Annotated in this window: 15 protein-coding genes; 9 read left to right on the forward strand and 6 right to left on the reverse strand. The window is 60.2% G+C overall.

Annotated elements, in window-relative coordinates; genetic code table 11:
* Positions 1-34 precede the first annotated feature (34 nt).
* The 4 genes from ACA055_RS03430 to ACA055_RS03445 form a co-directional block, all read right to left on the reverse strand.
* Complete coding sequence (locus ACA055_RS03430) at positions 35-379, reverse strand: cupin domain-containing protein (protein ID WP_007946320.1); 345 nt, start codon at positions 377-379, stop codon at positions 35-37.
* Positions 380-499: 120 nt separating this feature from the next.
* The gene (locus ACA055_RS03435) at positions 500-871 is read right to left on the reverse strand and encodes a MerR family transcriptional regulator (RefSeq protein ID WP_497682368.1); all 372 of its coding nucleotides are present in this window, start codon (positions 869-871) and stop codon (positions 500-502) included.
* Positions 872-919: 48 nt separating this feature from the next.
* Positions 920-1,495: an NAD(P)H-dependent oxidoreductase gene (locus ACA055_RS03440; RefSeq protein WP_497682369.1), complete on the reverse strand. Its 576-nt coding sequence runs from the start codon at positions 1,493-1,495 to the stop codon at positions 920-922.
* 45 nt (positions 1,496-1,540) lie between these two features.
* The gene (locus tag ACA055_RS03445; protein WP_497682370.1) at positions 1,541-2,425 is read right to left on the reverse strand and encodes a LysR substrate-binding domain-containing protein; all 885 of its coding nucleotides are present in this window, start codon (positions 2,423-2,425) and stop codon (positions 1,541-1,543) included.
* Positions 2,426-2,631: 206 nt separating this feature from the next.
* On the opposite strand from ACA055_RS03445, the gene ACA055_RS03450 reads away from it, so the two are divergent.
* Complete coding sequence (locus tag ACA055_RS03450; RefSeq protein ID WP_497682371.1) at positions 2,632-3,396, forward strand: sulfite exporter TauE/SafE family protein; 765 nt, start codon at positions 2,632-2,634, stop codon at positions 3,394-3,396.
* On the opposite strand, the gene ACA055_RS03455 is transcribed toward ACA055_RS03450, so the two are convergent.
* Positions 3,386-3,700: a putative quinol monooxygenase gene (locus tag ACA055_RS03455; protein WP_497682372.1), complete on the reverse strand. Its 315-nt coding sequence runs from the start codon at positions 3,698-3,700 to the stop codon at positions 3,386-3,388. The genes ACA055_RS03450 and ACA055_RS03455 overlap by 11 nt on opposite strands.
* Before the next feature lie 160 nt (positions 3,701-3,860).
* Between ACA055_RS03455 and mdaB the strand changes: the two genes are divergently transcribed.
* From mdaB to ACA055_RS03495, 8 genes are all read left to right on the forward strand, one after another.
* Entirely contained in the window at positions 3,861-4,451 is a 591-nt protein-coding gene (mdaB, locus tag ACA055_RS03460) for an NADPH:quinone oxidoreductase MdaB (RefSeq protein ID WP_497682373.1), read from the forward strand.
* 57 nt (positions 4,452-4,508) lie between these two features.
* Positions 4,509-5,420, forward strand: a complete 912-nt coding sequence (locus ACA055_RS03465) for a LysR family transcriptional regulator (protein WP_497682374.1) — start codon at positions 4,509-4,511, stop codon at positions 5,418-5,420.
* A 103-nt stretch (positions 5,421-5,523) separates the two neighbouring features.
* A complete protein-coding gene (locus ACA055_RS03470; RefSeq protein ID WP_497682375.1) occupies positions 5,524-6,417 on the forward strand; it encodes an NAD-dependent epimerase/dehydratase family protein in 894 nt (297 codons plus the stop codon).
* Between the two features lie 222 nt (positions 6,418-6,639).
* Positions 6,640-8,085 carry a SulP family inorganic anion transporter gene (locus ACA055_RS03475; protein WP_497682376.1) on the forward strand — a complete coding sequence of 482 codons (1,446 nt, stop codon included), beginning with the start codon at positions 6,640-6,642 and terminating at the stop codon, positions 8,083-8,085.
* Between the two features lie 216 nt (positions 8,086-8,301).
* Complete coding sequence (locus tag ACA055_RS03480) at positions 8,302-9,651, forward strand: GntT/GntP/DsdX family permease (RefSeq protein WP_497682377.1); 1,350 nt, start codon at positions 8,302-8,304, stop codon at positions 9,649-9,651.
* Between the two features lie 15 nt (positions 9,652-9,666).
* Positions 9,667-10,527 (forward strand): MurR/RpiR family transcriptional regulator, encoded by an 861-nt coding sequence (locus tag ACA055_RS03485; RefSeq protein ID WP_497682378.1) that lies wholly within the window; start codon positions 9,667-9,669, stop codon positions 10,525-10,527.
* Position 10,528: 1 nt separating this feature from the next.
* Positions 10,529-11,986, forward strand: a complete 1,458-nt coding sequence (locus tag ACA055_RS03490) for an N-acyl-D-amino-acid deacylase family protein (RefSeq protein WP_497682379.1) — start codon at positions 10,529-10,531, stop codon at positions 11,984-11,986.
* A 118-nt stretch (positions 11,987-12,104) separates the two neighbouring features.
* Entirely contained in the window at positions 12,105-12,473 is a 369-nt protein-coding gene (locus tag ACA055_RS03495; RefSeq protein ID WP_497682380.1) for a glyoxalase superfamily protein, read from the forward strand.
* Between the two features lie 169 nt (positions 12,474-12,642).
* On the opposite strand, the gene ACA055_RS03500 is transcribed toward ACA055_RS03495, so the two are convergent.
* Positions 12,643-13,005: a DUF6124 family protein gene (locus tag ACA055_RS03500; protein ID WP_497682381.1), complete on the reverse strand. Its 363-nt coding sequence runs from the start codon at positions 13,003-13,005 to the stop codon at positions 12,643-12,645.
* Positions 13,006-13,236: the final 231 nt, after the last annotated feature.

Genomic DNA, 13,236 nt, shown 5'->3' on the forward strand with positions numbered 1-13,236 from the left:
GAACCCGCGTCGGGCGGGTTCCCGGTTTTTTGCATCAGGCAAACACGAAATACTTGCGCACGGTTTCAACCACTTCCCACGTGCCTTTCATGCCCGGCTCGATGACGAAAATATCACCGGCACGCAGATGGATCGGCTCCTTTCCTTCTGGGGTGATGATGCAGTACCCCTCGCGGAAATCGCAGTATTCCCACTTCACGTATTCCACATACCACTTGCCCGGCGTGCAGATCCACGTGCCCATGATCTTGCTGCCGTCTTCGCTGGTGTAGGCGTTGAGGTTGACGGTGTGCGGGTCGCCTTCGAGTTTTTCCCATTTGCAGGCGTCGAGCACCGGCAGCGGGTGAGTGTCGCGAAGAACGGTAATAGGTGCGGTCATGTGGACTCCAGGCGGCGAGAATAGGAAGTAGCGCAGAAGATCGAAGTCGCACCCTATAGCGCCCGTGCACCGGTCAGTTGTCTGTACTCGACATTGAGCTGTCCAGAAACGCGCAACGCCTCAAAGACTTTCGAGCGGGCAATCCGTCCTGGCCTGCTCGAGGCTGGCTTCAAACTCGACCAGTTGTGCGTGTTGTTGCGACAGCATGGCAATCCGCTCGCTGATCTCGTGCTTCTTGGCGGCGATTGCCTGTTGTGCGAGTTGCCATGGCATCGCCTGGCCTTGATGCCCAGAAAAGATCGCCTGCAACTCCTTGAGCCTGAAACCCAATTGTTGAGCGCACTTGATGAAGATCAGCAGGTCGACGCTTTGCTGGTCATAGACGCGATATTTTCCTTGCCGCTGAGCGGCAGGCAGCAGACCGATCGACTCGTAATGCCGGATGCTCTTGATCGTCGTGCCGGAGCGTTGCGCGGCTTGGCCGATGTACATGAAAAGTCCCTTTTTGCCGTGGAAACGCCCGGCGCATTATCGGCACACTCAGCGGCTGGCGATAGCCTGTGCTTGCAGCAACCAGACTTCACGCTGACGGGCGCTCGCACCGAGAATCGGGCCGAACGTGAGCGTGCGCCGGGGTTCGATGCCGCAGAAGGCGAGGGTGGTTTTGCGCATCTGGTGCAGCCCGGGCATGCGATAGACCCAGCGGTAATACCAGGGCGGCGTGTCCATGGTCACCAGTAAATGAGCCGTGCGACCGCGCAGGAGTTTGTCGGGGAAGGCTTTGCCTTCGCGATATTTGAAGGCGAAACCGGGCAGGAACACCCGATCGAAAAAGCCCTTGAGCAACGCTGGAATCCCGCCCCACCAGATCGGATAAATCAGCGTCAGATGCTCGGCCCATAAAATATCAGCCTGGGCATGGCGCAAGTCTGCCTCCAGTGGCTGAACCTGTTGATACCCTTCACGCAGCACCGGATCAAACGCCATGTTGCCCAAGAACAACTGGCGCACCTCGTGCCCGGCGCGCAACGCCGACTGTGCGTAGCGCTCGGCGAGTGCAGCGCAGAAACTGTTGCTCGACGGATGACCGAGAATCACCAGAATTCGTTTGCCCATCGCCTGTGTCCTTGAAGATGAAAGCTCAAGGGTAAAGTCTGCCCCTCAGGGGAGAGTCAAGGCGTGCAGCAAAGCCCTGGCGTAACCGGGCAGTGCCGCGAAGTCTCGGGCGCAAAGCAAAAGTTTGCGCTGCGCCCAGGGTTCTTGCAGAGCGAGGCTCTTGAAGGACTTTTCGTTCGACCCGCGTTCGACCGCCGCACGTGGCACGATGGCCAGCCCAGCACCCCGAGCGACCATGCGCATCACCCCGTCGAAACCGTCGGCGCGGATGCGGATTTGCATGCGTACGCCTGCGTGCAGCGCCTGCTCTTCCAGGTACACCGCCAACGCGCTGTTGGCGTTCAGGCCGACGTAGTCGTGGTGCAAGGTGTCGCTGAAGCTCAATGGTCGGGTGCTTGCCAAGGGATGATCGCGGGGCATGATCAGCACCAGTGGATCGTCGCGAAACGGGCGGGTCTGCAGGTCATCGGTGTCCACGGCGTCGGAGATGATTCCCAGGTCAGCCGCGCCTTGGCGCAAGGCGTGGGTGATGCGAGCGCTGGGCAGTTCTTGCAGGTCGATATCGAGGTTGGGGTGGTTGCACAGGAAGTCGGCAAGCATTTCCGGCAGGTATTCGGTGATCGCCGTGGTGTTGCACAACAGTCGTACCTGACCTTTGACGCCGTTGGCGTATTCGGCCAGGTCCTGCTGCATGCGGTCGGCCTGTTGCAGCAGGGCTCGGGCGTGTTGCGCCAAGGCCTTGCCCGCTGGAGTCGGGGTGACACCACGACGACCGCGTTGCAGAAACTCGATACCCAGCGATGCCTCCATGGCGCGGATTCGCGCACTGGCCGCTGCCAGGGACAGATGGCTGCGAACGGCGCCGGCGGTGATGTTGCCGGTGTCGAGGATGTTCAGGTAGAGGCGCAGGTCGGTCAGGTCGAAGTGCATTGTTACTGCCTCTGGATTTTTGTTTTCCGGGCGGACGCCTTCACGGGCAAGCCCGCTCCCACAGTAGATCGCGGTCAAATGTGGGAGCGGGCTTGCTCGCGAAGGCGCCAGCAGTCGCAACGACATTACCAGCCTCTTGTCAGGAGAGAGGCAGCCTCAGTATATGGCAGATTTTCAACCAACCAATCCGGGCTCACGATAGCCCAATGAATACGCTCGCTTCGTTCTACCAAAATCTCGGCTTCGCCCTTTCATTACTGGTCATCGCAACCTTTCTGCTAGCCGGGATGATCAAGGGTGTGATCGGCCTCGGTCTGCCTACCATCGCCATGGGTTTGCTGGGCCTGGCTATGGCTCCGTCGCAGGCTGCGGCGCTGCTGATCATTCCTGCGACGCTGACCAATGTCTGGCAACTGGCATTCGGCGGGCACTTACGCGGGCTGATCAAACGGCTGTGGCCGATGCTGCTGGCGATTTTCGTCGGCACCTATGCGGGCACGCTCTGGATCGGCATGGCCGGCGGACATTGGGTGGTGCGGGGTCTGGGGGCGGCGTTGCTGGTGTACGCCTTGAGCGGGTTGTTCCTGCCGACGCTGCGCGTGGGTGGTCGCAGCGAGCGCTGGCTCGGTCCGCTCTGCGGCGTGCTGACGGGCGTCATCACGTCGGCCACCGGCGTCTTTGTGATTCCGGTGGTGCCTTATCTGCAAGCGCTGGGCTTGAGCAAGGACGAACTGGTGCAGGCGCTGGGCCTGTCGTTCACCGTCTCGACCCTGGCGTTGGCCGCCGGCCTGTTATGGCGCGGCGCTCTCGGCGGCGGCGAGTTGAGCGCATCGCTGCTGGCGTTGATCCCGGCCGTGCTCGGCATGTTGCTGGGGCAATGGCTGCGCCAGCGGATCAGCGCCGTGTTGTTCAAGCGCGTGTTCTTCATCGGCCTCGGTTTACTCGGCGGCCACTTGCTGATCAGCGGGTAGCGGACGACGGGCTGAGCATGTCGATGGCGCGAATATCGAAATCCTGCTCCAGATATTCCATGCGCATGTCACGGAATTGCTGCATGTGCGGCAGGTTCGAGTGCACGTCGAGGTGCGCCTGGGATTGCCAGATCTCGTAGAAAATAAACAGGGTCGGGTCCTGTTTGTCTCGCAGCATGTGGTACTCGATGCAGCCGGGCTCGGCGCGACTCGCTTCCACATGACCGCGGAAAAACACTTCGAAGGCGTCGGATTTTTCCGGACGGGTCTTGGCGTGCAGGATAAAGCCTTGCATTTCACTCATCACAAATCTCCTCAAGTCGGAATCGGTGCAAAGTCTACGGCAACAATCGCGTGTCGATTCGTGCTTGTGGGTCAAATGAATTTTGCTGATTGGGCGCTTATTCCGCGCGAGGCAGACCGCTACTCTGCCGCCATCGAATTCCAACCTTCCGAGACTTCCCATGAAAAAAGTCCTGTTGCTCAATGGCGGCAAAAAGTTTGCTCACTCCGATGGCCGTTACAACGCCACCCTGCACGAAGCGGCGCTGAGCGTGCTGGATCGCGGCGGTGTCGACGTGAAAGCCACCTTCATCGACGAGGGCTATGACGTCGCTGAAGAGGTCGCCAAATTCCTCTGGGCCGACGTGATCATTTATCAGATGCCCGGCTGGTGGATGGGCGCACCGTGGACCGTCAAGAAGTACATCGACGAAGTCTTCACCGAAGGCCACGGCAGCCTCTATGCCAGCGACGGCCGTACTCGCTCCGACGCATCGCAAAAGTACGGCAGTGGCGGTCTGTTGCAGGGCAAGCAGTACATGTTGTCGCTGACCTGGAATGCCCCGCAGCAAGCCTTCGACGACCCGACCGACTTCTTCGAAGCCAAGGGCGTGGACGCGGTGTACTTTCCGTTCCATAAGGCCAACACCTTCCTCGGCATGACCGGCTTGCCGACCTTCCTGTGCGTTGACGTGATGAAGCGCCCGGCTATTGACGCCGATGTGGCGCGTTATGCGCAGCATTTGACCGAGGTGTTTGGTCTGCCGGCTTGAGGTTCCTTTTGCCCCGCATCCAGCTACTATCAAGCCAGTTTTGAATGAGGGGCATCCGTGAAAGCCAGATCCGATGAATTGCAGATTTTCGTCTGCGTGATTGAGTGCGGGTCGATTTCGGCTGCGGCCGAGCAGGTCGGTCAAACACCTTCGGCGGTCAGCCGCACGCTGTCGCGGCTGGAGGCCAAGCTCGATACCACGCTGATCAACCGCACCACGCGGCGCATGGACCTGACCGAGGAGGGCAAGTACTTTTTCGAGCACGCCAAGCTGATTCTCGATCAGATGGATGAGCTCGAAGAGCGTCTGAACTCGCGCCAGCAAACCCCGTCCGGGCGGCTGCGAATCAACGCCGCATCGCCGTTCATGCTGCATGCCATCGTGCCTTACATCGATGAGTTCCGTCGGCTCTACCCGGACATTCAACTCGAACTCAACAGCAATGACCTGATCATCGACCTGCTCGAGCAAAGCACTGACATCGCCATCCGCATCGGCACGCTGGCCGACTCGACGTTGCATGCCCGTTCCCTGGGATGCAGCCCTCTGCACATCGTCGCCAGCCCGGCTTATCTTGAAAAGCACGGCACACCAACGGCCGTGGCCGACCTGGCCGAGCACAACCTGTTGGGGTTTACCCAGAACGAAGGGCTGAACCAATGGCCGTTGCGTTACGTGCATGGCGACCGCTGGCCGATTCAGGCTTCACTCAGCGCGTCCAGCGGCGAGACGATCCGGCATTTGGTACTTGAGGGCCAAGGCATTGCCAGCCTGTCGCACTTCATGACCATCGACGACATCCGCGCCGGCCGTTTGAAAGTGCTGCTGGCGGAATTCAACAGCGGTTACCGCCAACCAATCAATGCGGTGTACTACCGTAACTCGCAACTGGCCTTGCGCATTCAGTGTTTCCTGGACTTCATTCAGGGCAAATTGGCGGTTTACGCGAACGCGGATTTCAAGGGCTGATTCGTGATCCCTGGGCAAGAGTGAATTGGGTCAACGGGGATTTTTCGTCAGCGATGACTCCTTGATACTGGTTGCATCACTTATTAACGCAGGGAGTTTCTCCATGAACGTATTCATTACCGGCGCTGCAGGTTTTATCGGCGGCTCCATCGCCACGGGCCTGGTCCAGGCCGGTCACAAGGTCACCGGTCTGGTTCGCAGCGCCGAACAAGCCAATGAGCTGAGCGCACTGGGCATCACTGCGGTGATCGGCACCCTTGACGACAGCGCACTGCTGGCCGAACAGGCCCATGCGGCTGACGCCGTGATCAACGCCGCGAGCAGCGACCATCGCGGTGCGGTGGAAGCTTTGCTCAATGCACTGCGCGGCTCCAACAAAGTGTTCTTGCACACCAGCGGTTCGAGCATCGTTGGCGATGCCTCGGGCGGCAAATCCAGCGACGTCATCTACTACGAAGACAACCTGCCGGAGCCGACTGTCGACAAGGCTGCACGGGTGGCCATCGACAACCTGATCCTGGCGGCGGCGAAGGACGGGGTGAACTCGGCCGTGATCTGCAACACGCTGATCTACGGCCACAGCCTGGGCGTCAAGCGTGACAGCGTGCAGTTGCCGCGTTTGCTGAAACAGGCTCGTAAAAGTGGCGTGGTCCGGCATGTTGGAACCGGTCAGAACATCTGGTCCAACGTGCACATCGAAGACGTGGCTGCCCTCTACCTGTTGGCGCTGACCAAGAACGTGCCGGGCACTTTCTACTTCGTCGAAAGCAGTGAAGCGTCGTTCATCGACATGACCACGGCGATTGCCCAGGCGCTGAATCTGGGTGAGCCGCAAGACTGGCCGCTGAAGGATGCCGAAGCCGAGTGGGGTTATGAAATGGCCAACTATGGTTTGGGCTCCAACAGCCGGGTTCGCGGTAAACATGCCCGTGAATTGCTGGGTTGGGTGCCGAAGCGGACTTCGGTGGTTGAATGGATTCGTGACGAGATGGTGTGAGTTCGCTGTAGACCGTGTCATCGTTCTTCGCGAGCAAGCCCGCTCCCACATTTGATCTCCACAGCACACAGATTTTGTGTCCGACGAAGATCGATTGTGGGAGCGGGCTTGCTCGCGAAGGCGTTTCAGGCGACGCATAAGCTGGCCGGCCTGCCAGCAATTCCGTAACATCCGCCCCCTCTTTTCCGGCCACTTCCACCGGCCTGTATTGTTGGGTAAACCATGAAACCAAAACGTCTGCGCGCCGATGTCCTGGCCGGGCTCACGACCTCTTTCGCCCTGTTGCCTGAATGCATCGCCTTCGCGCTGGTGGCTCACCTCAATCCGTTGATGGGGCTATATGGCGCTTTCATCATTTGCACCCTGACCGCGCTGTTCGGCGGGCGGCCGGGCATGGTGTCCGGTGCCGCCGGATCGATGGCGGTGGTGATCGTCGCGCTGGTGGTGCAGCACGGTGTGCAGTACTTGCTGGCCACCGTGTTGCTGGGCGGGTTGATCATGCTGGCGTTCGGGATGCTGAAACTCGGCAAGCTGGTGCGCATGGTGCCGCACCCGGTGATGCTCGGTTTCGTCAACGGCCTGGCGATCATTATTGCCCTGGCTCAACTGGAGCATTTCAAGAGCGGTGAGGCGTGGTTGAGTGGCACGCCGCTGTACATGATGGTCGGGCTGGTGGCCGTGACGATGGCCATTGTCTATGTGCTGCCGCGCCTGACTCGCGCGGTGCCGCCGGCGCTGGTGGCGATTCTGGGCGTTGGCCTGGCGGTGTACCTGCTCGGCCTGCCGACCCGTACGCTCGGCGACATGGCGCACATTGCCGGTGGCTTGCCGACCTTTGCACTGCCAGACATCCCCTGGAGCCTGGAGACCCTGCGCATCATCGCGCCTTACGCGATCCTGATGGCTTTGGTCGGCCTGCTGGAAACCCTGCTGACCCTGAACCTGACCGACGAAATCACCGAGAGCCGTGGCTACCCGGATCGCGAATGCGTGGCGCTGGGCGCGGCCAACGTGGTCTCCGGGTTGTTCGGCGGCATGGGTGGCTGCGCCATGATCGGCCAGACCGTGATCAACCTCAGTTCCGGTGGGCGCGGGCGGTTGTCCGGTGTGGTGGCCGGCGTGTTGATTCTGCTGTTTATATTGTTCCTGTCGCCGCTGATCGAGCGCATCCCGCTGGCCGCACTGGTTGGGGTGATGTTCGTGGTGGCGCAGCAGACATTCGCCTGGGCTTCGTTGCGGGTGCTGAACAAAGTGCCGTTGAACGATGTGCTGGTGATCATCGCCGTGACGGTGATTACCGTGTTCACCGACTTGGCCACGGCCGTGCTGTGCGGGATCATCATTGCGGCGTTGAACTTCGCCTGGCAACAAGCGCGCGAGCTCTATGCCGACACTCATCTGGACGCCGACGGCAGCAAACTTTACCTCGTGCATGGCACGCTGTTCTTTGCCTCGACAACCCCCTTCCTGAACCAGTTCGACACTGCCAACGACCCCGCGCAAGTGACCCTCGATTGCCAGCATCTGAGCTTCGTCGACTACTCGGCCATCGCCGCGTTGAAGACCTTGCGCGAGCGCTACGCCAAGGCCGGCAAGCATTTGCGGGTGCTGCACCTGTCCGAGCGCTGCAAGAAACTGCTCAAGCGCGCCAGCGAGCACCACGATTGAAGTCAGTGATCGATCCCACGCAGAGCGTGGGATCGATCAGCGTAAGAATGATGAAAATTCGCCTACTCGATTTTCATAACCCGCGACCACCCATACCTCTGCGCGACATCCCTTATCCCTCCACGAAAATTAGTTTCACCTCGTTTGAAAATCACCTCTCGAAATGATTTATGAGTTTCACAACCCATTCGACGTGACCCTTTCGAGGAGTACCGCATGACCCTGTCCTTCGGCTATTGGCTGCTGGTGTATGCCGCCATCGCCATTATTGCGCTGATCGTTTTGATCGCCCGTTACCGACTCAATCCCTTCATTGTGATCACCCTGATTTCGGTCGGTCTGGCGCTGGTGGCTGGGATGCCGCCATCGGGTGTGGTCGGGGCTTACGAGGCCGGGGTCGGCAAGACGCTGGGGCATATCGCGCTGGTCGTGGCGCTGGGCACGATGCTTGGCAAGATGATGGCCGAGTCCGGCGGCGCCGAGCAGGTGGCGCGCACGTTGATCGATCGCTTCGGCGAGAAAAACGCGCACTGGGCGATGGTGTGCATCGCGTTCCTGGTCGGGCTGCCGCTGTTTTTCGAGGTCGGTTTTGTGTTGCTGGTGCCAATCGCATTTACCGTGGCGCGGCGCGTGGGTGTTTCGATTTTGATGGTCGGCTTGCCGATGGTCGCCGGGCTGTCGGTGGTCCATGCACTGGTGCCGCCGCACCCGGCGGCGATGCTGGCGGTGCAGGTCTATCAGGCGTCGGTGGGGCAGACGTTGCTCTATGCGATTCTGATCGGCATCCCGACCGCAATCATTGCAGGCCCCTTGTACGCCAAGTTCATCGTCCCGCGCATTCAACTGCCGGCGGAAAACCCGCTGGAGCGCCAGTTCCTTGAGCGCGAACCGCGCGACAGCCTGCCGGGTTTCGGCATCACCATGGCGACCATTCTGTTGCCGGTTGTGCTGATGCTGATCGGCGGCTGGGCCAATCTGATTTCCACGCCGGGCAGCGGCTTCAACCAGTTTTTGTTGTTCATCGGCAACTCGGTGATCGCCTTGTTGCTGGCTACCTTGTTGAGCTTCTGGACCCTCGGCCTGGCCCAGGGCTTCAGCCGCGAATCAATCCTCAAGTTCACCAACGAGTGCCTGGCACCGACCGCCAGTATCACCTTGCTGGTCGGCGCGGGTGGTGGCTTGAACCGGATTCTGGTGGACGCTGGTGTCACCAACCAGATCGTCAGCCTGGCCGACGAATTCCACCTGTCGCCGCTGTTGATGGGCTGGCTGTTCGCCGCGTTGATGCGTATCGCCACCGGTTCCGCCACCGTGGCCATGACCACCGCGTCGGGCATCGTCGCGCCGGTGGCCATTGGTCTGGGGTATCCCCATCCGGAGCTGTTGGTGCTGGCGACGGGCGCCGGGTCGGTTATCTTTTCCCACGTCAACGACGGCGGCTTCTGGTTGATCAAGGAATACTTCAACATGACCGTTGCCCAGACCTTCAAGACCTGGACGGTGCTCGAGACGCTGATCTCGGTGGTCGCTTTCGCGCTGACCGTTGGTCTTTCTTACCTGCTTTAGCCGGAGACACCTGCCATGGACATCCTCTACCAGATTCGTGCCCGTCAGGATTCCTTCAGCGCCGGTGAAGGACGCATCGCCCGGCTGATGCTCGACGACGTAGGATTTGCCGCGTCCGCCAGCCTTGATGAACTGGCGCAGCGGGCAGAAGTCAGCACCGCCACGCTCTCGCGTTTCGCTCGCACGGTCGGCTGCCGGGATTTGCGCGATTTGCGCCTGCAACTGGCCCAGGCCAGTGGCGTTGGCAGTCGTTTTCTTGACCCGGCGGGCACCCCCGAACAGTCGGCGTTTTACGGGCAGATCGTCGGTGATATTGAGTCGACGTTGCGTCAGCACCTGTCGGCATTCGACGAATCGCGCTTCTCCGATGCAGTGAAACTGCTGGGCAAGGCGCGGATGATTCACGCCTTCGGCATGGGCGGTTGCTCGACCCTGTGCAGCGACGAATTGCAAGTGCGGCTGGTGCGTCTCGGCTACCCGATTGCGGTGTGCAGCGACCCGGTGATGATGCGCGTCACCGCCGCCAGCCTCGGCGCCGAACACGCGGTCATCGCTTGCTCGCTGACCGGCATCACCCCGGAACTGCTCGAAGCCATCGAACTGGCGCGCAGCTATGGCGCGCGGATTCTCGCCATCACCCGGGCCGACTCGCCGCTGGCGCAACTGGCCGATGTGCTGCTGCCGCTGCAAAGCGCCGAGACCTCGTTTATCTACAAACCCACGGCGGCGCGCTACGGCATGTTGCTGGCCATCGATGTGCTCGCCACCGAGCTGGCGCTGGCCAACCCTGAAGACAATCAAGAGCGTCTGCGGCGGATCAAACTCGCCTTGGACGACTACCGCGGCGGCGATGACCATTTGCCGCTGGGAGACTGACATGAAGTACGACACGCTGATCCGCAACGCCTTGATCATCGATGGCAGCAACAGTCCCGGTTATCCCGCCGACGTGGCGATCCTGAACGGCCGCATCGAGCGCATCGGCGACTTGCACGACGCCCATGCAGCGGAAGAAATCGACGCCGCTGGCCGGGTGCTGGCGCCGGGTTTTATCGACGTGCACACCCATGACGACACCGTAGTGATCCGCCAGCCGCAGATGCTGCCCAAGCTTAGCCAGGGCGTGACCACGGTGATTGTCGGCAACTGTGGGATCAGCGCTTCGCCGGTAAGTTTGCGTGGCGATCCGCCGGACCCGATGAACCTGCTCGGCACTGCCGCGGCGTTTGTTTATCCGCGCTTCAGCGATTACCGCGCAGCTGTCGAAGCGGCGAACACTACGCTGAACGTCGCCGCGCTGGTTGGCCACACGGCGCTACGCAGCAATCATCTCGATGACCTTTTTCGCACTGCCACGCCTGATGAAATCACCGCGATGCGCGAACAACTGCGTGAGAGCCTTGAAGCCGGCGCGTTGGGCCTGTCCACAGGTCTTGCCTATGCGAGTGCCTTCTCGGCTTCTACCGACGAAGTGATGCAGCTGACCGAAGAGCTGACGGCCTTCGGCGCGGTCTACACCACCCATTTGCGCAGCGAATTCGAACCGGTGCTGGAGGCCATGGACGAGGCGTTCCAGATCGGCCGTCACGCGAAAACACCGGTGATCATTTCCCACCTCAAATGCGCCGGCGCGGGTAATTGGGGGCGTAGTCCACAACTGCTGGCGTCTCTCGAACACGCGGCGAAAACCCATCCGGTGGGCTGCGATTGCTACCCCTATGCGGCGAGTTCTTCGACCCTCGACCTCAAGCAGGTCACCGACGCCCATCGCATCACCATCACCTGGTCCACGCCGCACCCGGAACTGGGCGGGCGCGACCTGATGGACATCGCCGCCGACTGGGGCGTGCCACTGCTCGATGCCGCCCGCCAACTGCAACCGGCGGGCGCGGTGTATTACGGAATGGACGAGGCGGATGTACGAAGAATCCTCGCGCATCCTCTGTCGATGGTTGGCTCTGACGGATTACCGGAAGACCCTTTTCCGCATCCTCGCTTGTGGGGCGCGTTCCCACGAGTGCTGGGACATTTCAGTCGCGACGTCGGGCTGTTTCCGCTGCATACCGCCGTGCACAAGATGACCGGGTTATCCGCGGCGCGATTCGGCTTGAAGGAACGTGGCGAAATCCGTGTAGGAAACTGGGCGGACTTGGTGTTGTTCAATCCTGTGACGATCCGCGACGTGGCGGATTTCAATGATCCACAACAGGCGGCGGAAGGCATTGACGGGGTGTGGGTCAACGGCGTGTTGAGTTACAGCGAGGGTCAGGCGAACGGCAAAAGGGAAGGGCGGTTTCTGGCGCGGGAAGGGGATTTGCGGGACGGATTTCAGTGAAATCCGAGTGGTGCATCACAGTAGTGGCACATTGCAATTAAAGAAAGCCATCATCAAGCCGAATCGCTGACGTACAGCCCGGCTACACTGTGGGCTATTTCAGTCTGGGAGCAACTCGATGAGCTTCGGCAAAACCACTCCGATCCTGCGGATCTTCGATGAAATCAAGGCCGTTGAATTCTACGTCGACTTCCTGGGGTTCAAGATCGACTGGCAGCACCGTTTCGAAGCCAACTTCCCGTTGTACCTGCAAGTCTCCCGTGGGGAATGCGTGTTGCACCTGTCCGAGCATCATGGCGATGCCACACCGGGCTCGGCATTACGGATCGAAACCGACGAACTTGAGGCGTTCCAGCAGCAATTGCTGGCCAAGGAATATGCCTTCGCCAAACCACAGATCCAGGCCATGCCGTGGGGCAGCCAGGACATGACCATCGCCGATCCGTTCGGCAATCGGTTGGTGTTTACCAATGCGATTAGTGTCTGAGTATTTTCGCTGACAGAAAGATAGCCTTCGCGAGCAAGCCCGCTCCCACACTGGATTTGTGTCGGGCCACTGATCAGTGGTCAGCAAAATCTAATGTGGGAGCGGGCTTGCTCGCGAATGGATCTTCGATTCACCGCAGTGAATGTCAGGCCCGGCTAGAGAGCATTGGCTACTCAGATGTGTCGAGTTGATCCAACGCCCGGTTCACCGCCAGCTCCCCGAGCATGATGACTTGCGCAATGCCCAACAGGGAATTGCGCCCCGGTCCATCGGTGTGATCCGCCAAGTCCATGGCCATGACATTGGCCGATGCCAACGATTCACACGCATGAGCCAGCAGGGTTTCGACATCGATCTCAGGATTGACGATGAACATCGTACCGAGCTTGCGCTCAGTGGCGTTGATGTCGGCGGGAGACTTGAAGTGAAAATCGAGGGCGCGCTCGGCGGCTTCGTTGAGTTTTTTTGAGTTGGGGCTTTCGTAGGGGGATGCTGGATCGGTTTCCGGCGGATTGGGTGTGACCTTGAACATAGATGAAACTCCTGGAATGCAAATGAGGAGCCATCACCCTCGCTACCAAACGGATGGGTGGTGACCATACGAAGGTTGGTAGACCGGTCCAGGTACCCGGCGCGTCCGAAGACGCCCTGCGCATGGCCACCATAAAAAGCAGAGATAACAACCCTGCAAAGGTGGCGCAGTACGCCTGGAAAATCCGGGCTACCAAACCCGATCGCTGTTTTTTTCAGCGACCGGAAAACG

This window comes from Pseudomonas sp. LBUM1657 (genome assembly GCF_059716075.1).